The organism is Jonquetella anthropi DSM 22815, assembly GCF_000237805.1.
Lineage (GTDB): Bacteria > Synergistota > Synergistia > Synergistales > Dethiosulfovibrionaceae > Jonquetella > Jonquetella anthropi.
Window position 1 is genome coordinate 802,705 of sequence record NZ_CM001376.1, and the last position, 21,595, is coordinate 824,299.

At 58.6% G+C, this 21,595-nt stretch carries 21 protein-coding genes; 7 read left to right on the top strand and 14 right to left on the bottom strand.

The window, feature by feature from the left end:
• Positions 1-80 precede the first annotated feature (80 nt).
• From dut to JONANDRAFT_RS03725, 5 genes are all read right to left on the bottom strand, one after another.
• Complete coding sequence (dut, locus tag JONANDRAFT_RS03705; protein WP_008521061.1) at positions 81-518, bottom strand: dUTP diphosphatase; 438 nt, start codon at positions 516-518, stop codon at positions 81-83.
• Entirely contained in the window at positions 518-2,788 is a 2,271-nt protein-coding gene (locus JONANDRAFT_RS03710) for a polyribonucleotide nucleotidyltransferase (RefSeq protein WP_008521062.1), read from the bottom strand. The genes dut and JONANDRAFT_RS03710 overlap by 1 nt, the downstream gene beginning before the upstream one ends.
• 112 nt (positions 2,789-2,900) lie before the next feature.
• The gene (rpsO, locus tag JONANDRAFT_RS03715) at positions 2,901-3,167 is read right to left on the bottom strand and encodes a 30S ribosomal protein S15 (protein ID WP_008521063.1); all 267 of its coding nucleotides are present in this window, start codon (positions 3,165-3,167) and stop codon (positions 2,901-2,903) included.
• A 132-nt stretch (positions 3,168-3,299) separates the two neighbouring features.
• Positions 3,300-4,520, bottom strand: coding sequence for an aminotransferase class I/II-fold pyridoxal phosphate-dependent enzyme (locus JONANDRAFT_RS03720; RefSeq protein ID WP_008521064.1), 1,221 nt, complete (start codon positions 4,518-4,520; stop codon positions 3,300-3,302).
• A gap of 23 nt (positions 4,521-4,543) precedes the next feature.
• Positions 4,544-5,491: an NAD-dependent epimerase/dehydratase family protein gene (locus JONANDRAFT_RS03725; protein WP_008522827.1), complete on the bottom strand. Its 948-nt coding sequence runs from the start codon at positions 5,489-5,491 to the stop codon at positions 4,544-4,546.
• A gap of 141 nt (positions 5,492-5,632) precedes the next feature.
• Between JONANDRAFT_RS03725 and JONANDRAFT_RS03730 the strand changes: the two genes are divergently transcribed.
• The 3 genes from JONANDRAFT_RS03730 (at position 5,633) to JONANDRAFT_RS03740 (ending at position 7,785) form a co-directional block, all read left to right on the top strand.
• Positions 5,633-6,307 carry a GntR family transcriptional regulator gene (locus JONANDRAFT_RS03730; RefSeq protein ID WP_008521068.1) on the top strand — a complete coding sequence of 225 codons (675 nt, stop codon included), beginning with the start codon at positions 5,633-5,635 and terminating at the stop codon, positions 6,305-6,307.
• A 72-nt stretch (positions 6,308-6,379) separates the two neighbouring features.
• A complete protein-coding gene (locus JONANDRAFT_RS03735) occupies positions 6,380-6,928 on the top strand; it encodes an isochorismatase family protein (protein ID WP_008521069.1) in 549 nt (182 codons plus the stop codon).
• Positions 6,925-7,785, top strand: a complete 861-nt coding sequence (locus JONANDRAFT_RS03740; RefSeq protein WP_008521071.1) for an MBL fold metallo-hydrolase — start codon at positions 6,925-6,927, stop codon at positions 7,783-7,785. Before JONANDRAFT_RS03735 ends, JONANDRAFT_RS03740 begins: the two co-directional genes overlap by 4 nt.
• Before the next feature lie 38 nt (positions 7,786-7,823).
• Here JONANDRAFT_RS03740 and JONANDRAFT_RS03745 read toward each other — a convergent pair whose 3' ends face one another.
• The 4 genes from JONANDRAFT_RS03745 to JONANDRAFT_RS03760 are packed head-to-tail and all read right to left on the bottom strand — an operon-like array spanning position 7,824 to position 10,679.
• Positions 7,824-8,405, bottom strand: a complete 582-nt coding sequence (locus tag JONANDRAFT_RS03745; RefSeq protein WP_008522829.1) for an MGMT family protein — start codon at positions 8,403-8,405, stop codon at positions 7,824-7,826.
• 18 nt (positions 8,406-8,423) lie between these two features.
• Complete coding sequence (locus JONANDRAFT_RS03750; protein WP_008522831.1) at positions 8,424-9,011, bottom strand: methyltransferase family protein; 588 nt, start codon at positions 9,009-9,011, stop codon at positions 8,424-8,426.
• Complete coding sequence (locus tag JONANDRAFT_RS03755; RefSeq protein WP_008521077.1) at positions 8,983-10,047, bottom strand: lysylphosphatidylglycerol synthase transmembrane domain-containing protein; 1,065 nt, start codon at positions 10,045-10,047, stop codon at positions 8,983-8,985. The genes JONANDRAFT_RS03750 and JONANDRAFT_RS03755 overlap by 29 nt, the downstream gene beginning before the upstream one ends.
• Positions 10,044-10,679, bottom strand: coding sequence for a hypothetical protein (locus JONANDRAFT_RS03760; protein ID WP_231286734.1), 636 nt, complete (start codon positions 10,677-10,679; stop codon positions 10,044-10,046). The genes JONANDRAFT_RS03755 and JONANDRAFT_RS03760 overlap by 4 nt, the downstream gene beginning before the upstream one ends.
• Before the next feature lie 110 nt (positions 10,680-10,789).
• On the opposite strand from JONANDRAFT_RS03760, the gene JONANDRAFT_RS03765 reads away from it, so the two are divergent.
• The 4 genes from JONANDRAFT_RS03765 to JONANDRAFT_RS03780 all read left to right on the top strand — a co-directional run bounded on the left by JONANDRAFT_RS03765 (position 10,790) and on the right by JONANDRAFT_RS03780 (position 14,410).
• Positions 10,790-11,635: a tRNA 2-thiocytidine biosynthesis TtcA family protein gene (locus JONANDRAFT_RS03765; RefSeq protein WP_008521080.1), complete on the top strand. Its 846-nt coding sequence runs from the start codon at positions 10,790-10,792 to the stop codon at positions 11,633-11,635.
• A gap of 231 nt (positions 11,636-11,866) precedes the next feature.
• A complete protein-coding gene (locus tag JONANDRAFT_RS03770; RefSeq protein WP_008521083.1) occupies positions 11,867-12,700 on the top strand; it encodes a sulfide/dihydroorotate dehydrogenase-like FAD/NAD-binding protein in 834 nt (277 codons plus the stop codon).
• Between the two features lies 1 nt (position 12,701).
• A complete protein-coding gene (gltA, locus tag JONANDRAFT_RS03775; protein WP_008521085.1) occupies positions 12,702-14,147 on the top strand; it encodes an NADPH-dependent glutamate synthase in 1,446 nt (481 codons plus the stop codon).
• A 23-nt stretch (positions 14,148-14,170) separates the two neighbouring features.
• Complete coding sequence (locus tag JONANDRAFT_RS03780) at positions 14,171-14,410, top strand: hypothetical protein (protein ID WP_008521087.1); 240 nt, start codon at positions 14,171-14,173, stop codon at positions 14,408-14,410.
• 68 nt (positions 14,411-14,478) lie between these two features.
• On the opposite strand, the gene JONANDRAFT_RS03785 is transcribed toward JONANDRAFT_RS03780, so the two are convergent.
• The 5 genes from JONANDRAFT_RS03785 to JONANDRAFT_RS03805 all read right to left on the bottom strand — a co-directional run bounded on the left by JONANDRAFT_RS03785 (position 14,479) and on the right by JONANDRAFT_RS03805 (position 21,463).
• Positions 14,479-15,312 carry a deoxyribonuclease IV gene (locus JONANDRAFT_RS03785; RefSeq protein ID WP_008522833.1) on the bottom strand — a complete coding sequence of 278 codons (834 nt, stop codon included), beginning with the start codon at positions 15,310-15,312 and terminating at the stop codon, positions 14,479-14,481.
• An 80-nt stretch (positions 15,313-15,392) separates the two neighbouring features.
• Positions 15,393-15,896 (bottom strand): OmpH family outer membrane protein, encoded by a 504-nt coding sequence (locus JONANDRAFT_RS03790; RefSeq protein WP_008522835.1) that lies wholly within the window; start codon positions 15,894-15,896, stop codon positions 15,393-15,395.
• A 103-nt stretch (positions 15,897-15,999) separates the two neighbouring features.
• Complete coding sequence (meaB, locus tag JONANDRAFT_RS03795; RefSeq protein ID WP_008521093.1) at positions 16,000-17,124, bottom strand: methylmalonyl Co-A mutase-associated GTPase MeaB; 1,125 nt, start codon at positions 17,122-17,124, stop codon at positions 16,000-16,002.
• Between the two features lie 5 nt (positions 17,125-17,129).
• A complete protein-coding gene (gene scpA / locus JONANDRAFT_RS03800) occupies positions 17,130-19,331 on the bottom strand; it encodes a methylmalonyl-CoA mutase (protein ID WP_008521095.1) in 2,202 nt (733 codons plus the stop codon).
• Positions 19,331-21,463 carry a methylmalonyl-CoA mutase family protein gene (locus JONANDRAFT_RS03805; RefSeq protein ID WP_008522837.1) on the bottom strand — a complete coding sequence of 711 codons (2,133 nt, stop codon included), beginning with the start codon at positions 21,461-21,463 and terminating at the stop codon, positions 19,331-19,333. The genes scpA and JONANDRAFT_RS03805 overlap by 1 nt, the downstream gene beginning before the upstream one ends.
• Positions 21,464-21,595: the final 132 nt, after the last annotated feature.

Consider the following 21,595-nt stretch of genomic DNA (forward strand, 5'->3'; position numbering starts at 1 on the left):
TTCGTAGCTTTTTCCGTCTGGTCCTTGATATCGTACAGTCACGGGAATCACCCCATTAGATGTAATTAAAGTTGAACGTGCTAGCGGATCTGGGTGTGGCCGAATCCGCCGTCGCCTCGGTCCGTTTCGTCCAGCGTTTCGACTTCTTCCCATACGGCCTGAACGACCGGAGCGATCACCATCTGGGCGATTCGGTCGCCCCGGTGAACGTCAAAAGGCTGGGATCCTAAGTTGATCAAGATCACTGATATTTCGCCCCGATAGTCACTGTCAATGGTTCCCGGAGCGTTGGGAATTGATATGCCGTAGCGTGCGGCTAAGCCGCTGCGGGGTCGTATTTGGGCTTCGTACCCGGGCGGCAGGGCGACCGCTAGGCCTGTTGGCACGAGGGCAGTCCTGCCGGGAAGTATTTGAACGTCCGACGCCGCCCGAAGGTCCATGCCCGCCGAGTCTTTTGTCGCGTAGGCGGGTAGCGGAATTTCAGGGCAGAGCCGGCGGACAAAAATTTTCAGCGTCATCAGTGACGACGTGGGCCGCGTCTGTCCCTGTCGCCGTCCCGGCGGGGGCGGTCACCCGAATCGTTCCGGCGGAACGGGGGCCGTTCACTCCGCTCTCTGGGAGCGGACGGCGGGAGGGCTTCAATCTGTTTGTCCCGCTCCTCTTCCATGGGCAGGTATTCTTCCAAGCCGGCGGACTTGATCAGCTCCGGGTCAGCCAGCAGCCGGCGGCGGGACAGGTTGATCCGGTTCTGATCGTCGATTTCCTTGACCATCACCATGACCTGATCGCCGGGAGCGAAGACGCTTTCAATCTTGTCGATGTGTCGGGTGCTGACCTCGCTGACGTGAAGAAGTCCTTCCTTGCCGGGCAGCACTTCGACGAACGCGCCGAACGACATGAGCCGTGTCACGCGGCCGAAAAATGCCTCACCGGCAACGACGTCGCGCACGATGTCGGTGATCATCTTTTCGGCCTTTTTCACTGCCTCCGGTTCGGTCGATGAAATGTAAATTGTGCCGTCGTCTTCCACGTTGACCTTGGCGCCGCTTTCGGCCACGATGTTGCGGATCACCTTTCCGCCGGTACCGATAACGTCACGGATTTTTTCAACGTCGATCTGCATGGTGAAAATGCGGGGCGCGTACTGGGACAGCTCGACAGGAGCTGCGATGCAGGCTTCCATCTTGTCGAGGATCTCCATGCGGGCCTTACGCGCCTGCCCAAGGGCCTGTGTGAGAATTTCCTTCGTGATGCCGCCGGCCTTGTTGTCCATCTGCAGGGCTGTGACACCTTCGCGGGTTCCGGCGACTTTAAAGTCCATGTCGCCGTAGTGGTCTTCCAAGCCTTGAATGTCCGTGAGGATGACGACGTCGTCTCCCTCTTTGATGAGCCCCATGGCGATTCCGGCGACGTGGCACTTGACCGGCACGCCGGCGGCCATCAGCGCGAGGCTGCCGCCGCAGATGGACGCCTGGGAGCTCGAGCCGTTGGACTCCAGAATGTCCGAGACGACGCGAACCACATAGGGAAAGTCCTCTTCGCTCGGGATAATCGGGGCCAATGCCCGTTCAGCCAGAGCGCCGTGGCCGATTTCGCGGCGGCCTGGGCCGCGCATGGGCCGGACTTCACCGACCGAGAACGGCGGGAAGTTGTAGTGGAGCAAGAACCGCTTGTTGGGCTCGTTGTGCTTCAACCCGTCCATCATCTGGTCGTCTTCGCCCAGCATGCCCAACGTGGCCGTAGCCAGCGACATGGTCTCGCCGCGGGTGAAAAGCGCCGAGCCGTGGACGCGGGGCAGCAGGCCGATTTCGCAAGAGATCGGACGAATTTGGTCGGTCGCCCGACCGTCGGCCCGGACCTTCTGATGGGCCGTGATGTAGCGCATCTTCTTCTTGACCCAGCCTTCGACGACGCCTGAAATGTAGACTGCGCTGTCCGGGTACTCGACGGCGAAGTGCTCCACAGCCTTGTCAACCAGCGCGCTGATCGCCGCGCCGCGCTCCTTCTTGTCGTGAATCATCACGGCGACGGCGACTTCATCCTGCAGGTTGTCGGCGACCCACTTGTCGATGGGTTCGATGACCTCAGTGTGAGGAAGCTCCCGCTTGGGCAGGCCGATTTCCTCCCGCATCTTGAGCTGGAACTGGCAGATCTTGCGGATTTCCTCCTGCGCAACGCCCAAGGCGTCAATAAGGAGCGCTTCCGGCACTTCGTGGGCCCCCGCCTCGACCATGGTAATTCCGTCGGCGTGTCCGGCGACGGTCAGGTCGAGAGAGCTTTCGGGCATCTGATCTTCTGTCGGGTTCACGACCAGCTGGCCGTTCACGTAGCCCATGCGGACTGCGCCGACCGGGCCGTTCCACGGGATATCTGAAATGCACAGAGCGGCGGACGCGGCGTTAATTGCCAAGATGTTGGGCGTGTTTTTCTGGTCGACTGAAAGGACGGTTGTGACGACGTGAACGTCGTGACGCATCCAGTCCTCAAACAGCGACCGAATCGACCGGTCGATAACCCGAGCGCTCAGAATGGCAGTCTGAGACGGGCGCCCTTCGCGCTTGATGAAGCCTCCGGGGATTTTGCCGGCCGAGTAATAGCGCTCCTCAAAGTCAACGAGCAGAGGGAAAAAGTCCAGCCCCACTCGTGGCTTATCGGTCATGCAGGCGGTCGTCAGGACGACTGTGTCGCCCACGCGGGCCCAAATGGCTCCGTTGGCCTGTTTGGCCACTTTCCCTGTTGTGAACTGCAACTCTTGCCCGCCGACTGTCAATGAATACGTTTTCTCCATGCGGATTTCCTCCTCAATTCTCTTCTTTTCGATTTTTTCGCGAGTTTAGAATAACACAAAAGCGAGGACAGTGAACACTGTCCTCGCCGAGAGAAAGTACCGATTCGTCTGATCAGTGGCGCAGCCCTAGGCTCTCGATAAGCGTCTTGTAGCGGTTGAAGTCTTTGTCTCTCAGGTACCGCAGCAGTTTGCGACGCTTGCCGACCAGGGTAAGAAGGCCACGCTTTGAATGGTAGTCGTGCACGTGAACCTTCAGGTGCTCCGTCAGATCACGAATCCTCTGAGTGAGGACTGCTACCTGAACTTCCGGAGAACCTGTGTCTGTGGCGTGCACCCGGTAATTGGAAATGATATCCTGCTTCACGTTCTTGTCGAGCATCTATGACACCTCTCGAATGGGAATCCAGTAACCAAGAACATCCACTGCGGGATGATCCTAGTAACAGGTCGTAAGCATTGTAGCCCACCCGGCGAGGAAATGCAATGCCCTTTTCAGGAACGCGCCGGACCGCTACTTGGGAAACGAGGCGATGACTTCCAGAACCTTGTCGATATCAGCTTCGGTGTGATCCGCGTTGATCTGGAAGCGAATTTCTTCTGCGCCCTTTGGCACCACAGGGAAGGTCATGCCAGTCGCCAAAACGCCGCCTTCCAGCAGGTGCGCCACCATGGCCCGGGTCTTGGCGGTGTCGCGAAGCACCATCGGCGTCACCGGGTGCGGGCCCTCAATCGTCTCATATCCCAGCTTCTTTAGGCCGTCCTCAAACCGTTTGGTCACCGCGGACAAGTGAGCCAGAATCTTTTTGCCCTCGTCGCTCTGGAGAATGTCGAGGGACGCCGCGACGGCCGCCGCTTCGCCGGCGGAAATCGGGTTCGAGTAGATGTACATGGCCGCGTGTTCCTTCAAATAGGTGATCACGGTTTTTGACGAGCAGGCGTAGCCGCCGTTGACGCCGTAGGCTTTGCCAAGCGTTCCGATGAGCACGTCTACCTTCGCACCGCAGATCTCCTCGGTCCCACGGCCGGTCGGTCCGTACGCGCCCACGCCGTGGCTGTCGTCCATGATGACGATGGCGTTCTCTGGGAACGAGTCATCGGCGCTGTGGACGATCTGAACGAGCTCTTTCAAAGGCGCGTAGTCACCTCTCATGCTGAACACGCCGTCTGTGACGACGATGAGCCGTTTGGCGCCGGACTTGACGGCCTCGGCGATTTTCGCCTTCAGGTCTTCCATGTTGTTGTGGGAATACACGAACTTGACCTGCGGGCGGGAAAGCCGAATGGCGTTGATGATGCTGTTGTGATTCAGCTCGTCGCTGATGACGGCCGTTTCAGGGCTCACGAGGGACGTGATGACGCCGCCGACGGTTGTATAAGCGGCGCTGAAGATGATGGCGTCCTCGCGGCCGTGGAAGGCGGCCAGTTTCTTCTCAAGGTCACGATGGGGTGCCTGCGTTCCGCTGATGAACCGGCAGGCTCCGGGGCCGACGCCGAACTCCCGGCTGGCCTTCTCTTCCGCCGCCAGCAGCTCAGGCCGGAAGGAGAGCCCCAAGTACGAGTTGGAGTTCAAGCGGATAAACTCTTTTGAGCCGTGTCCCTTCAGGAAGAACCGAGGGCCGAACTTCCCGGACGCCGGCTTCGTCCCGACGATGATCTCTTCTCTTCCCTTGCGGCGCCCCTCGGCAGATAGGCGCTCCAGATCAGCGGCAAGTACTGATTCCAGACGTTTCATCTGTAAGATCTCCTTTCGCCTTGTCAGGCTAATTTCCGTTTCAGGTTGGCCAGCATGTCGTCGGTCATCGCGTCGAGGTCGAACTTGGGGTTCCAGTCCCACTCCTGACGGGCGGCCGTGTCATCGATCGAGTTCGGCCAGCTTTCGGCAATGCTCTGGCGTACCGGGTCGACGTCGTAGCTGAGCTTAAACGACGGCATTTTCTTGCGAATGGACGCGGCGACCTCTTCGGGGTCAAAACTCATCGCCGTGATGTTAAAGCAGCAGCGGTGAATCAGCCGGGACGGATTAGCTTCCATGAGCTGAATCACCCCGTCGATAGCATCGGGCATGTACATCATGTCCATGTAGGTTCCCGCCGCGATAAAGGACGAATAGGCTCCTTTCTGAACGGCGCTGTAATAGATGTCAACGGCGTAGTCGGTCGTCCCGCCGCCAGGAAGCGTCTGCCAGGAGATCAGCCCGGGGAAGCGGACGCCGCGGGTATCGACGCCCCACTTCTTGTGGTAGTATTCGCACAAAAGCTCGCCGGAGACCTTCGTCACGCCGTAAATGGTGTTGGGACGCTGAATCGTGTCCTGTGGCGTTTTGTCGTGCGGCGTGTTCGGGCCAAACGCCGCGATGGAGCTTGGGAAAAACACGGCGCAGCCCTTTTCCCGCGCGACTTCCAGCGCGTTGTACAGACCGCCGATATTGATAGCCCAAGCCAGTTGGGGCTTCTTCTCTGCCGTCGCGGACAGAAGGCCTGCCAGATGCATAATCGTATCGGGCGCAAACGAGCCCACTAGGTCGGCATATCCCTGCGCGTCCCGCGCGTCGAGCTGCTGAAACGGTCCATCGCCCAAAACGCCAGATTCGTCAGCCCGAATGTCCGTCGCCATGACGGCATCGGGGCCAAGACGGCCCCGGAGTTTTTTAACCAACTCTGTGCCGATCTGTCCAAGAGATCCGACGACGATGACTCTCTTCACAGTTGCCACCCCCATATATTTTTTTCACGTATAATTTAGTATAGTCCCGGCCAAATGGCTGTCAAAATAATATAATCTATCGGCCTATCGTATATTTTAAAATCCGGACGTGCTCCTCAGGCTGTCAGAGGTGATCATAGGATGTCGTTTCATGAGCTTTTCAGCGACTCGGAAGCCTCTCAGGGGCGTTCGTACGCTATCGCGAATACCCTGAGGGACGCCATTTACCGAGGTCTGATACAGGAGAACGAGCAGCTCCATCAAAGCCAGCTGGCAGATCAGCTGGGCGTGAGCCCTATCCCGCTGCGCGAGGCTCTCAAACAGCTGGAGAGCGAAGGGCTCGTCCGATTCCAAGGCCGCCGCGGCGCTGTCGTGACGGGGCTGTCTTTGGCCGAGGCGCGGGAAATTTACGATATGATCACTTGGATTGAGTGCGGCGTGTTCCGCTTGGCGTTCCCTCTTCTGACTAAGCGCCTGTTGGACGACGAAGAACGGCTTTTGCAGACGATGGAGGCCGAGCCGGACGTGGTGGTATGGCGGGACCTGAACGCCCAATTTCACGCGTCGCTGTACGAGCCGGCCGATCGGCCGATGACGATGGACACGTTGGCTACGCTGAGGCGGCAGGTTGACCGGTATATCCGCGTTCACTTGGACAGCATGAGGGACGAGTCGGAAAAACAGCACCGGCGGATTCTCCAAGCGGCAATAAAAGGAGACGTCGAGGAAGCGGTCGCGGCTCTGGCAGAACACTTGGAAAACACGTCCAAGGATCTGCAGGCGCACATGAGAAACCGCCGCCGCTCCCGCCGCTGACGCTTTATCAACGGTGAGGTCTGACGGGTGTTTCTTCATGAATTTCATTGGCCTACGTAAGGAGGGGTTACTGTGACAGATCGACTGACGCGGTCGAACGCTCTGACCGTTTTTATTGACCTTCAGGCTCGCCTTTTAGGGGCGATTCCGGACGGAGAAACTATCCTGAAACGCGCGTCTGATTTAGCCACCGTTTCTCGGACGCTGGGCGTCCCCTGCGTTTTGACCGAGCAGAATCCGGCAAAGTTAGGAGGCACAGACGCGCTGTTGCTCGGCGAGGTCCGAGAATCGCCCCGAGTGGAGAAAAAATGTTTTTCCTGCGCTGATTCGGAGCCTTTTATGGCCCTGTTGGAGAAAAGCGGGCGGAAAAACGTCATTCTGGCCGGAGTAGAAACTCACATCTGCGTGTACATGACGGCGGTCGACCTGAAACGGCTTGGGTATGGCGTAACGGTTGTCATGGACTGCTGCTCCTGCCAGCGCCTCGAAGACGGACAGCTGGCCGCGGCAAATCTTCGCGCGTTAGGTATTCCAACTCTGCCCCTTGTGACGGTCGCCTATCGGCTTCTTCAGGAGGCAGGCACTCCGGAGTTTAAGGCCCTGCTGCCGCTGTTTCGATGACGCCGCCGGAGGAACTCGCACAGAGGGTTTCAAGCTGGCCAAAGCCGGAGGAGCGTCCGGTTGTCGAGCCGCCCGGGGAAATAACGTTCTTGGGGACCGCGGGAACGCGGTTTGTCATGGTCACCCAGAGGCGCGCGTCCGGCGGCATGTGGATCAGGCTGCCGGAGGGGGATTTTTCAATCGATCCGGGGCCCGGCGCGTTGGTTCAGGCCTGTCGGCTGGGATTGATGAAAGATAGACGCCTCGAAGGGGTGCTTTTGACCCACCGGCACTTGGATCACAGCAGCGACCTAAACGCTCTGACAGAAGCGATGGTAACCGGCAACCGAAAGCCCTGCGGACTCGTTGCCCTGCCTGTTGACGCTGTCACGGGGCCGGAACCGATCTTATTCAGCTACCTTCGCTCCAAACTCGCCCGGATTCACCTCTGGGCCGACGGACCGCTGGAGATTGGAAGCATCACTGTCAGCACGGTACTGCTCCGTCACCACGGCGTCGAATGCCGGGGCCTTCGTTTTTCGTCGCCCTACTTCGCCGATTGGGGGATTTTAAGCGACACGTGCTACTTCCCTGAGCTGGCGGAGTTTTATCGAGGGTGTCACACCCTGATCGCCGACGTGACGCTGATGGAAAAAGTCAGGTGGATTCAGCACCTTTCCGTGCCGGACTTGCCGGAACTGATGGCGTTAAGCCACGTCAGCAGGCTGGTGATGACCCACATGGGCAACGGGATTTTAGACGCTGGGCCGGAAAACTTAGCGCAGGCCCTCTCTACCCCTCAGTGTCTCGTCTGCGCGGCTTGTGACGGCATGACGCTCCGTCTTCCCGAGCCTACGAACCTGCCAATTGAAAAATAAAAAACGGCTGTCAGGATCAATGCCCTGACAGCCGTTTTTTATTCGTTAGGAGTCTCGCTCTCTTTGGAAGGAAAGAAGCTCTGAAGCACCCAAGCCTTTGCAGACGTGAACTTATCGGCAATGCCGCTGCTCATCTGGCGAAGTGACTGCTCATACGACCGCAGTTGAGCGCTGATTCGCTCTAACGGACCGCTTTGAGCCTGACTTGAAGGCGTGACGACCCGGTGGCAGGGCAGAAAAAGAGGCCACGGGTTTTGCCGCAGCGCCTTGACCACCGATGAGACGCTGCCGCTCAGGCCGCAGCTTTGAACGATCTCCTGCGGGGTAGCGGTCGCGCCGGGTTCCGGAAGGAGACGAATGATCGCCCCGTAGACTCGGCTGAAAAAAGGAGAGAGAGGCCGAGGCGTGCAGAGCGTCAGGTGCACGTCTTCGCCGTTCCAGACCGCGTTCCACGCATCGCTCAGCCAGTCGGGCACAAAATGGTTATTCTCTCGGGCCGTTGTCGCGCAAGTTGCCAGTACTCCGCGGTCGCACCATTCCATCCACCAATTCCCCAGCGGGCTTGACAGCACGACCGAACCGGAAGGCGCTAAAAGACAGTGTTCAATGCTCAATGTCATAGCTGGAGACCTCCGTGATTACCAATACAGGCGTGACAGGATCAGAACAGTCGCGATCACCGTAGAAATCATCGTGTGAATCTCGCTCGTCCCGATAACGTCAAACGACCAAGGCCCGCTGAGCTCCTGAAGGCTTGGCAGACGGGGAATAAACGCTTTGACTTTTTTGCAGTAAGCGTCGTATTGAGCCCCAAAGCGGGCTTTGAGGAAAAGTTCCTCGTGCGGGACGATCAGCAGGACGTACACGCCGACGAACGCCGCGAGGAAAACGACCACCGCCGCCCAGCCGGCCATCAGGGCCCAGCCGAGGCCCATGATGCCGTTGGCCACGTAGAGCGGGTTTCGGACGATGCTGTACGGTCCCCACGTGGTCAGCTGAACGGCCTTCACCTTTTCGCCCCGGTAAAGGCGAATGCAGCCGGCCCCCCAGATTCTGAGCAGCTGTCCCAAGACGACCAGAACGCCGCCGGTCCAAGCGCGGCAGACCGAAGGCTTGGCGAGCAGAAGAATCAGGACGAACAGAAGGGTCCAGATGGCCCCGCGGTACTGAAACGTTAGGGCTCTCAGCCGGGCCAGATCAGGCCGCGTCGTTTCGCTCGGACTCATCGCCGTCATCTCCTTCAATGAGCTTTTCGGCCTGTCCCCAGCCGATCAGCTTGATGGCCACAAGACAGCCGAGGAAAATCGAAATGTACTCGGTCATAAAACGCCAGAAGATTGCCGTAACGCCGGCAAGGTTCCAAGGGACGAGCAGCCCGAAGAGCGCCGCCCCGCCGCCTTCTGCCACGCCGCTGGCGCCGGGTGTGGGGATGAAGTACAGAATGAACATGAACATCGCCTGAGCTGAGATGGCCTGAATGTAGTTGACCGGCAGACCCAAGGCGCAGATGAGAATCGGTAGCACGGAAAAAATAGCCATCAGCTGCAGTACAGACAACAAAACCGCTCCGAAAAAGGAACGCCGTCCGGCGCCCAACATGAGCCGAATGTTCGAGCTGTAACTGTCCATCTCCTGCCCCAGCCGACGGTAGATCTTCAGCACCGGCAGGCGTTTCAGCCGCTTGAAGCGCCGAAGCCAGAGGGTAAACCGACCGATAAGCCGGCGCAGCGTTTCAGGGTGTACTACGCTGAAGATAAACACGGTCCAGACCACAACCGACAGCAGAAGGACGTAGATGAACACGCCGACCACAGCCTTGTGTCCGTGAAGCAGCTCCGGCGCCAAGAGTATCGCCGACGGGGCGGCAATGCTCAGGATAAACGTGGAAAGCAAGGTTCGAATCAGCGTGATCGCCACGCCGCTGCCGACAGGCACGCCGTCTCTTTTATAAAGGACGAACACCTGAAACGGGCCGCCGCCGACTTGCATCGGCGTTACCGCGCAGCCGAAATATAAAAGCCACGTCAGGAGCAGCCCCCGGCCGAACGTTATCTTGTAGCCCATCGAGCGGGCAACGAGACAGAACCGCCCGGCGTCGCACCCCCAAGAGGCGAAGACGGCCAGCAGGGCAAACGAGACAATTCTCCAATCTGCCGACGAAATGACGTCAAGAGCCTTTTTGTCAAGGCTTGACCAGATAACGACCGCGCTGACTCCCATCGTGAGCAGCAGGAAGATGATCAGACCTCGCTTGAGACTCATCTGGCGTCCTCCCCGCCGGCATGGCCGCCGCAGCAGGACTCACAGCAGCAACAGCCGCCTTCGTGCTCGCACCCGCACTCGTCTTCGTCGTCGCTGAACTCCTCAGACGCTTTCAGGTCGTTGATCAGGTCGTCCGCGAACTGCTGGGTCGCCGATGAGAAAGTCTCCCAGTCGCCTCGGAACTCTTCGCTGGAAACGTCAGACGACAGACGGCTTTTTAGGTCTGCGGCGAGTGAAAGGACCTTTTCGTACTCGTCGGTATCGACGTCGCATTCCGGGTAGGTCTGAACGACCATCTCGAGCGCTTGGCGGGCAAACTCCAAGCACTCAGCCATCTCATTTTCTGAGGAGACTCCGACGCTCTGCTTCTCCGTTTGAACGTTTAAGTCTTTTTTTAGCTCAGAGAGAACTGCGATCCCGACGCCGTACTCGGACGCCGTGGTCACGTCGACGTCAATATCGTCTGGAACCGTCAAAAGGTCCTCTTCGCTCAGGGCTTCACCGTCTGAAATCATCTCTAAAATGACGCGGCCGTCCCATGCGAGTTCATCTCTTAAAGCCTGAAGAAGCTCGGCTCGGCTGAGAGGCGTGCCCTCGCTGGACCACTCGACGCCGTCGACAAAAAATCTCACGCGTTTTACCCCTTCCGTCATGGATTCGCCCTATTGTACCATTATTCAGTTCTTCAAGGAGAACAAGCGTCTGCAATTTACGGACGACCATTTATCGGAGCGTGATCTGCATGGACGATAAAGCCGATCGGGCCGGAGAACTGCCTGAAATCAGCCGGCGTATCAGGCGGCTGATTGGCCGCGCCATCTACCGGTTTGACTTGATTCACCCCGGCGACCGTATTGCCGTCGGGCTTTCTGGCGGCAAAGACAGCTCTCTTCTTCTCTACGCCTTGGCCTGTATGAAACGGTGGAGCCCCGTCAAATTTACGCTTCAGGCTCTGACAGTGGATATGACCGACGGCAACTGGGATACCCGGCCGATGGCCGCGCTGTGCGACATGCTCGATGTGCCCTACCAGGTCGTTACGTTTCCGGTTGTTAGCGCCATCGAAGGGCGGAACGAGCGATCGCCCTGCAGCTTCTGCGCCAACATTCGCCGGGGAATCCTGGACGGCACGGCGCGCCAGTTAGGCTGCAACTCGGTCGCTCTGGGCCATCATTTGGACGATACGGTTGAAACGGTTCTGATGAACCTCTTTCGGGGCGGAAGGTTTCGGGCGTATTTGCCCCGCCTGTATCAGGACCGAAGTCAAGTGTGGGTCATTCGGCCGTTAGTCTACTTGACGGAGCGGCAGGTTCGCCTTGAAAACGAGCGTCTTGGCCTGACCCGTTTTCACCTGTCCTACACCTGTCCTTTTTCTTCCGACACCGAGCGGGCGAGGACGAAAGAGTTAGTTCGGAAACTTGAGGAGACGTTCCCTTCGCTAAAGAGCAACGTCCAGCACGCTTTGGAAACTTTGACAGAGGACGACCTTTGGCGTCACGTGTGTCAACTTCGGCGGGATGACCTTGGAGAAACGGGCAACCAACTTCGGAAGAAATCGGTAGAAGGGCTTCAAGAGGGACTCTCTTGAGGTCCTTCTCCGCTTTTATGTTTCGTTCTGACTTTGAATTGGGGATGAAAGACGAGGACGAAACCGAAAGGTCAGGCGGCCAAGGCTCACTTTTGCATCAATACGTAAAAAGATGGCATTTGTTCCCAGAAGACTGTATAATACACACAAGTATGTTCGCGGGGGTTCTTTTTTTGTCGGCTCTTTGTGAATCGATGAACATATTGGAATATCAAATTAGGGGGATGCTGCATGTTTAAGATCTTGGAAAAAAAGGCGATCATGCACAACGAGTTTGATATCTGGATTGACGCTCCTCGCATTGCCAGAAACGGCCGTGCAGGACAGTTCTGCGTGCTCTGCCCGACGGAGACAGGCGAACGCATACCACTGACGATTGCGGATTACGACCGAGAGGGCGGGCGTATTCGGATGATTTTCCAAGTGGTCGGGAAGACGACGAACCAGCTGGCTCATCTCGAGGTCGGCGATTCGATTCATGATATCCTGGGCCCCCTCGGACGGCCCAGCGAAATTGAAAACTACGGCACTGTGCTGATGATCGGCGGCGGCGTGGGCATTGCTGCCCTATATCCGATCCTGAAGGCTTTGAAGGAAGCTGGAAACAAGACAATTACCATCCTCGGCGGACGCACTTCAAACCTCGTCATCATGAAGGACGAGTGCGCCAAGTACTCGGACGAGTTGCTGATCACCACTGACGACGGCTCCGAAGGGATCAAGGGCGTCGTGACGACCGCGATGGACATGCTGGCCCAGAGAGGAGAAAAGGTTGACTACTGCTGGGCGATCGGTCCGTCCATCATGATGAAGTTCGCCTCGATGAAGGCCAAAGAGCTGAATATTCCCTGCTGGGTGTCCCTGAACCCGATTATGATCGACGGTACTGGTATGTGCGGCGGCTGCCGGGTAACTGTCAACGGCGAGATCCGTTTCGCCTGCTGCGACGGCCCGGAGTTTGACGGCTGGGGTGTCAACTGGAACGAGTTTATGACGAGGCTTCGGCAATATAAGGACGAGGAAAAGATCTCGGCCGACAAATTTGCCGCTGAGGTAGGTGCTTAACATGGCTATCTCGCCGAAGAAAACTCCGATTTCAGAACAGGATCCCAAGGTCCGCGCGCATAACTTTAAAGAAGTCTGCTTGGGCTACACGCCAGAAGAAGCGATGCAGGAGGCGTCCCGCTGCCTGAACTGCAAAAACACTCCCTGTGTCAAGGGCTGCCCGGTCAGCATCAATATCCCCGGGTTTATCAAGCAGGTAAAAGAGAACAACTTCCAAGGCGCTTGGGAGATCCTTTCTAGCTCAACCGCTCTGCCGGCGGTCTGCGGTCGGGTTTGCCCGCAGGAGAACCAGTGCGAGGGTCCCTGCACCGTCGGAAAGATAAAGAACCGGGCAACCGGCGAACAGAATGACTCTGTGGCCATCGGCAAGCTCGAGCGTTTTGTGGCCGACTGGAAAGCAACTCAGCCGAAGGCTCCCGCGGCTCCGATTCCCTACAACGGCAAGGGAAAAGTCGCCGTCGTCGGTTCCGGCCCGTCCAGCCTGACGGTTGCCGGAGATCTGGTGAAGCTGGGCTACAAAGTCAAGATTTTTGAGGCCCTGCACAAGGCCGGCGGCGTTCTGATGTACGGTATTCCTGAATTCCGTCTTCCCAAGACGGTCGTTCAGCACGAGATCGGCGGTCTAAAAGAGTTGGGCGTCGAGATTGAGTGCAACGTGATCGTCGGCCGTACGATGACCATTGAGGAACTTCGCAAGGAGTACGACGCCGTCTATATCGCCACCGGCGCCGGCACGCCCAAGTTCGCCGGCGTCCCCGGCACCAACCTGAACGGCGTTTTCTCCGCCAGCGAGTACCTGACGCGGATTAACCTGATGCACGGCTACGAGTTCCCCAATTTTGACACTCCGACGAAGAAGTCGAAGAACGTGTTTGTCATCGGCGGCGGCAACGTGGCAATGGACGCGGCCAGAAGCGCTCTGCGCCTTGGCGCTGAGTCGGTGACGGTCGTGTACCGCCGCTCGCTGGAAGAGCTGCCGGCCCGTATCGAAGAGTACCATCACGCGGTTGAAGAGGGCGTGAAGTTTGAGTTCCTCACCGCCCCGATGGAGTACTTGGGGTACGAAGGCGACGACAAGAACAAGATGGGCACTCTGGTGGGCATCAAGTGCATTCGGATGGAACTCGGCGAGCCCGACGAGTCCGGGCGGCGCCGCCCGGTGGAAAAGCCCGGCAGCGAGTTCGTCCAGGAGTGCGACACGATCATCGAAGCCATCGGTCAGAGTTCAAACCGGGTGCTCCTTGACGCTTGGCCTGAGCTGAACACGACGAAACGCGGATATATCGTCGCGACCGAACCCGAAGGTGCTACGAGCGTCGAGGGCGTTTACGCCGGCGGCGATATCGTTACGGGCGCGGCCACGGTTATCCTCGCGATGGGCGCCGGCAAGGACGCGGCAAAGGCTATCGACGAGTACCTGACGAAAAAAGCCGAAGCTAAGAAGTAGCCTCTCCAACGCGCAGGACTATTATGAGCTGTCACGGGGAGACGAACTTTAAGGCAAATCCCGAAGGGCTGACCTGGGAAGCGTTCCGAGATCAGACAATTGATCTGGCCGCCGCCCGGGGCGATGAGAAGTTTAACGCTTACGTTAAAGGCGTGACGCCTCGAGCGTGGGAACACGTGCTGTCAGAGAACTTTTTCACCCCGAAGGCCGCGGAAGCCCGGCTGTGGAAGTTCTACCAGTCGGACGTGGTCGGTCAGAACTAGGGCGGAAGCGACACTAAAAAGAAGCCGGTCGGACAGATACCTGTCCGGCCGGCTTTTCGTTTCTTTTCCTAAATCAGGGCGGCTTTCAACTGTCGGATCTCCTGGGCGTAGCCGTCCAAGTCGTTGGGCGTCTCCAAATAGATGGGCAGGCGGCAGATTCTCGGGTCGTTCAGGAATTCGACGAGCTTTTCAAAGCCAAGGCTCCCCTCGCCCAGCTTGGCGTGCCTGTCTTTGCGGGAGGCAAACGGCGTGAGCGAGTCGTTGACATGCAGGGCCTTCAGCCGATCAAGCCCAATAAGGCGGTCGAACTCGTCGAGAAGGGCCGTCGGGGCGTTCTTTAAGTCGTAGCCGGCCGAATAGATGTGGCAGGTATCGAGGCACACGCCAAGCCGAGCTGAGTTCGAGACCCGACGCAGTATTTCCCCTAGCTCCTGAAAGGAGGAGCCGACTTCCGTCCCCTTTCCGGACATGGTTTCAAGCAGGACGTCCGTACTGGTCACCTTGGGAAGTACCTCGTCCAGCAGAGAGACGATCATGCTGAGCGCTTCTGAGGTTCCCTGTCCGACGTGGCAGCCGGGATGAAAGTTGTACAGGTTGTCGGGAAAGAACTCGTCCATGATGGACAGGTCGCGGGCCATAACTGACCGGGCAAATTCCCGAACGCTTTCCTTATCCGAGCACGGGTTCAGCGTGTAGGGCGCGTGGCACAGGATTGGCCCATTTGAGCCGAGCCACGTTCTCAGCTCTGCGGCGTCCCGAGCGGAAATCGTTTTGCTTCGGCTTCCTCTGGGATTAGTCATGAAGAACTGAAAGCACGTCCCGCCGATCGACTCAGCAGCCCGCGCCATGGCGGCGTACCCATTGGCAACCGATAGGTGGCATCCTATTGGACGGCTTGTCATCCAAAATCTCCTTTCGGTGAGAAAAATGAAAACCACCCGGAAAGTCCTCTTCCGGGTGGTCAGTCACGTCATTAAAAGGGTTACTTGCCGGCAGGCGGGTTGACCGTCACCTTGGGCAGTTCCGGGAACTTGGGAGTGTAAGAATCGACGATTTTAAGGATGTCAGGTGTGATGCTAACGGTGTTGGAGAACGCCAAGACGAGCCGGGAGCTGAGAACAATGTCGTATTTGCTGGAGTTCTTCTTATACCACTGGTTCACAGCGGCACTCAGCTGTTGAGAGAGAACGCTGTTTACCGCGGCACGCTCGCGGTCCATCTGCTGGTTCAGCGTGTACTCGGCCTGGGCGAGGACTTTTTTAGCCTCGTCGGTCTGCTCCTTGCCCTTGTACATTTCGGCCAGCTTGTCGTAAGCGCCCTGCAGGATCTTCTGAGCTTCAACCAAGTGGGCCTGTCCAGCTTTAGCTGCTTTCGATTCAGAGAAAATCTTGTCGACGTTGACAACAGCTACAGGACCAGCCACGGCAGCAGATGCAAGACATACAGCCGACAAAGCAGCAACGACGAGCGCAAGGCACTTTTTCATTGAGAAATGACCTCCTTAATTTAGAAGCATGACTGCACGATTATACCACGTTCAGTGTTAAGTACTCATTTTCAAATAAGCGCCGATAAAGGTGTTCAAGATTTTATTCCTTGAAGAGTTCCTTCTCAATTGCCGAAATTATTTCTCTTGCCGCAGCGGTCGGCGTCATGGAGCCGTCTGCCACGCCGCTGTTGACTCGCGACCGGGCGGTGACGATCACAGGGTTGCGCTCGATGACGTCGTGAAGGAACTCGTCCACCATCGTGCTGACCCAATCGATGTTCTGCTCGCGACGTCGGCGCTCGAAAACGCCCGACGCCGTGACGTTCTCCTTGAACTGGCAGATCACGTCCCACATCTCGGGAACCCCTTCGCCGGTGACAGACGAACAGACGTAGGCCCGGCTGTGCCAGCCTTCGGTGGCAGGGCGAAGGTAGTGCAGCATCTGGTCGAAGTCAGCCCGGGCGACGAGCGCTTTCGGCCGGTTATCCCCGTCTGCTTTGTTGACGAGAATCGAGTCGGCCAGCTCCATAATGCCTTTTTTGATACCCTGCAGGTCATCCCCCGCGCCGGTGATGGCGACCATGAGGAAATAGTCCACCATGCCGCGGACGGTCGTCTCGCTCTGTCCTACGCCGACCGTTTCAACAAGAATGACGTCATATCCGGCCGCCTCGCACAGCAACATCGTTTCCCGGCTCTTACGAGTGACGCCGCCAAGAGTTCCGCCTGATGGGGACGGGCGAATAAAGGCGTTCGGTTCCCTTGAAAGCTGCTCCATTCGCGTTTTATCGCCGAGGATTGAGCCCTTGGAAATCGAGCTCGACGGGTCAACAGCCAACACGGCGACCTTATGCCCCAACCTGCACAGGTGCGTTCCCAGCGCCTCAATGAAGGTGCTTTTGCCGGCACCCGGAACGCCTGTGATGCCGACTCGAATTGACTGGCCGGTATGAGGCAAAATAGACGAAACGATTTGCTGTCCCAGCTCGAAGTGCTTAGGAGCGTTGCTCTCGATGACTGTAATGGCTTTTGAGAGAATCATCCGGTTGCCGGCTAAAATGCCCGCCACGTAGTCCTCAGCCGTGAACCGGCGGCGCTGCGGACGGCTGGCGTCGGGCAATGCCGCGCCTTCGTCCGCGACGCCGGTCATAACTCGTCCCGCGTAAGCGCCGTCAGCCCCTTCAGGCTGCCACTCGGGACGGTACAGGTCGTACGTTTCGGCCATTCCTGCTAGTTCACTTCGACTTCCGACAGCTCAAGACGCTTGTTCAGGATCTCGAGCATCTGCTTGGCTGCGGCAGGAATGACGGTTCCGGGGCCGAAGATAGCCGCCGCGCCGTGATCGTACAGGAACTGGTAATCCTGAGCTGGGATAACGCCGCCGGCAACGACCATGATGTCACCCCGGCCGCGCTTTTTCAGCTCTTCAACCAGCTGGGGAAGCAGGGTCTTGTGACCTGCCGCCAGACTGCTCATGCCGATGATGTGAACGTCGTTGTCCACCGCGTCTTGAGCCGCCTCTGCCGGCGTCTGGAAGAGCGGCCCCACGTCCACGTCGAAGCCCATGTCGGCGTAGGCGGTCGCCACAACCTTGGCGCCCCTGTCGTGGCCGTCCTGCCCCATTTTGGCCACCATGATACGGGGACGTCGGCCTTCCCTGGCTTCGAACTCGTCGGTCATATGGCGCACTTCTTCCATGATTTCGTTGTCGCCGAACTCAGTGCTGTAGATGCCCGAGATTGAACGAATGACAGCCTTGTGGCGGCCGCATACCTTCTCGATAGCGGCTGAGATTTCGCCCAGCGACGCCCGCGCCCGCGCGGCTTCGACGGACAGTTCAAGCAGGTTTCCATCGCCGGTTTCCATTGACTTCGTGATGGCGTTCAGCCATTTGTCGACGTCCTCTTGGTTCCGGTTCGCCCGCAGCTTTTCGAGACGGGCAATCTGGGCCTGGCGTACCGCCGTGTTGTCCACGTCCAAAATGTCCAGAGGGTCTTCCTTTTCCAGCTGGTAGGCGTTGATGCCGACAATTTTTTCCTTGCCCGAATCGATGTGAGCCTGCCGTCTGGCCGCCGCTTCTTCAATGCGCATCTTCGGAAGCCCGGTGTCGATAGCCTTTGCCATGCCGCCCAAGGACTCGACTTCCTGAATGTGTCCCCAAGCGCGGCGAATGAGCTCATTGGTGAGCGACTCGACGTAGTAGGAGCCAGCCCACGGATCGATGACCTGACAGACGTTCGTCTCGTCCTGAATGTACAGCTGGGTGTTTCGGGCAATTCGGGCTGAGAAGTCGGTCGGCAGGGCAATTGCCTCGTCAAGGGCGTTGGTGTGCAGCGACTGGGTGTGTCCCAGCGCGGCGCCCATGGCCTCGACGCAGGTTCGGGTCACGTTGTTGAACGGGTCCTGTGCCGTCAGACTCCAGCCGGAGGTCTGACTGTGAGTCCGCAGGGCCATCGACTTGGTATTCTTGGCGTCGAAGCTCTTGACGATTTTCGCCCAGAGCATTCGGGCAGCACGCATTTTAGCGACTTCCATAAAGTAGTTCTTGCCGATTGCCCAGAAGAACGAAAGCCGGGAGGCGAAGTCGTCGACCTGCAGTCCCGCCTTGATTCCCGTGCGGATGTACTCCAGCCCGTCAGCCAGGGTGTAGCCCATTTCGATGTCGGCGGTGGCGCCTGCCTCCTGCATGTGATAGCCCGAGATGGAAATGCTGTTGAACTTGGGCATGTTGTGCGACGTGTAGGCGAAAATGTCGCCGATGATCCGCATCGAAGGCGCCGGCGGGTAAATGTAGGTGTTGCGAACCATAAATTCTTTCAGGATATCGTTCTGGATCGTGCCAGACAGGATGCTCTTGTCAACGCCCTGCTCCTCAGCGGCCACGATGTAGAACGCCATGACCGGCAGAACGGCCCCGTTCATGGTCATTGACACGGACATTTGGCCGAGCGGAATGCCCGAGAACAGTATCTCCATGTCGAGAATGGAGTCGACTGCCACGCCGGCTTTACCGACGTCACCGACGACCCGCGGGTGATCCGAGTCGTATCCTCGGTGGGTTGCCAGGTCGAACGCGATGGAAAGACCCTTCTGACCGGCGGCGAGGTTGCGCCGGTAGAACGCGTTGCTCTCCTCGGCGGTGGAAAATCCGGCGTACTGGCGAACGGTCCAAGGCCGAATCACGTACATCGTGGCGTACGGGCCTCTGAGGAACGGCGGCAGCCCGGCGACATAGCCTAAATGACGGCAGGAGGCGATGTCCTCCGCGTTATACAGGGGCTGAACGTCGATCTGCTCCATCATGCGGACGCACAGCTCTTCGACGGAATGGCCAGTTTCGGCCTGAACGCGCTTTTTCCACTCGCTGTAGCTCTCAGAGCGCGACGCGCCGCATGCCTTCAAGGCGACGCCGCTGAAATCGACAGAACTCATCAGCAGATCCCCCTTTCCTTCTGGATGGCGGTCAGAATGCTGAGACAGTCTGCCTTGACGTGAATGAACTCGTCAACCCCCGCTTCGACGTAAGCGTCCTTCATCTCCGGGGCCGGAGCTCCGGCCAGGATGACCTTGACGTTCGGGTTGCCGGCCTTGATGGCACGCGCTGTCGGCGGGACAAGTTCGGGATACGTGGCGTCAGTCGAGCAGATGATGGCCACGTGGGCGCCGCTTTCGAGGGCCGCCGCTGCGGCTTCTTCCGGCGTGGCGAACCCGTCGTTGCCGATGACTTGGAAGTGAGCGACTTCCATGAACCCGCGGCTGAAGTCCGCTCGCGGTTTGTGCTGCGGGATAGGTCCCATGTTGCAGAGGAATACCTTGACGTTCTCGTTGCCGGCAGCGACCCAGTCCTCGGTGCGCTTTCTGAGCGCTTCAAACTGTTCGGTCCAGTGGTGGGCCGCTATAGGCTCGACGGAAAGGTCGTCGGCCCGACGCCATGTCCCAGCGATCTCGCCGAGGGTGGCACCGTTTTCTGCTGCCAGAACGGCGTTTTCGACGCTGACGTCGTCGGCCAGACGACGAAGGGATTCTTCTGCCGCTTGAGTGGAACGTGCTTTTTTGTGCTCGGCCACCGCTTGCCGGCGGGACGCCTTGAAGGCTTCAGGGTCAAAGGTCGACTTTTCGAGCGGCGTTTCGGCCATGTTGGCGTACATATTGATCCCAACGGCCCGGTCTTTTCGCGTCGAGAGAGCCTTGAACCGGGCGCGCAGCGTTTCATTCACAGAGGACTGAACTGTCCCGTGCTTCAGCGACTCGAGGATCCCGCCTTCGGCTTCGACAGCTTGGAACAGGCTCCACGCCTTTTCGGCAACCTGAGAAGTCAGCTTTTCGACAAACCATGAGCCGCCGGCCGGGTCGACCGGCGTCGTCATGTTGAACTCGGTGCGGAACATGATCTGTTGGTTTCGGGCGATTCGGCGAGCCTGTTCCGTGCTTGGCCTGACGGTCCGATCAAACGGGTTGATCTGCAGCAGGTCAAGGCCGCCGACGATGCCGCTGAACGCCTGGGTCGTCGCCCGCAGGATGTTCACGTACGGGTCGTAGGTTGTGGCGGTAAAACTGGACGTGCTGGCCATGACCTGCGCCTTCTGGGCCTCGGCTCCGGCGCCGAAGGCCTCGCTTACCGTGGACCAGAGCACCCGCAGGGCCCGAAGCTTGGCGATCTCCATAAAGAAGTTGGCGCCCAGCGAAACGCGGAACCGAATTTGACCGCAGGCCTCGTCGGCGCTCAGTCCCCGGTCAATCAGGGCGCGGACGTAGAACGCAGCTGAGGCGATGGTCAGAGCCAGTTCCTGAACGGCTGACGCGCCTCCGTCAGCGTAGGGCGTGCCGCTGGCGATAACTGTCCGCAACTTTGGCGACGACTGGCACGCCGTGCGGGCCAGCTGGGCCATGTGGTCAAGCGCCGTTTCAAGCGGCTCGTCCAAGCGGCCCCATTGGGCCAACTCGCTCAGCGGATCTGCCCCGATGCAGCCGGACAGTTTCTCAATCTCCTGTCCGCGGTGGGCCATACAGGCCCGAAGCAGGGCGTAAAAAGGCAGGGCGTCGCAGCCGGCGTTGACGTGCAGCGGATACGCTGTCAGGTCGATCCCGTCGGTCAGCTGGTCCAGCTCGTCGGCGGTCGCTAAAGAGACGGCCCGTCCGCTTTGGTGAAGCGGCTCGTCAAAGCAGCGGCGAGTTCCTTCGTCCAGAGCGATATTGATCACGTCGGCGCCTTTTTTCAGCTCGTCGCAGAGCGCGCTGTGCGCGTCAGCGATGCCGGCATACTCGCAGGCTTGAGCGATTCCCCACGGGTGTTGCTCGTACCCGCCGGCAAAGCAGCCGCGAAGGTACGGCGTCTCTCCCGGCGCGCTGTCAAGGTTCTCCAACCCGTCGATGTCGTAGCCCCAGTACATGCCGTTCAGAACGATGCCCTCGTATGTCTTGGTGAACATCTTCTTCTCGAACGGCGCCCCCTTCAGTAGCTTCTCAACCGCCTCTTTCCACTCGTCAAACGTCGGCTTGGGAAACTCGTCGAAGGTGACGTCCGGCAAATGCTGGACGTCTGTGCTTTTTTCGTCGTTCGCCACTGTCGATCCTCTCCTCCCGATTACTGATGCTCCGTTCCCAATCTCATGCTCCGTCACGCGGGCCGGCTGTTCTTCGGGGCACTGACGCGGGCGCTTCAGCAGGCGCTCCGTGCCGTCGGCTTCGCCGGCCGC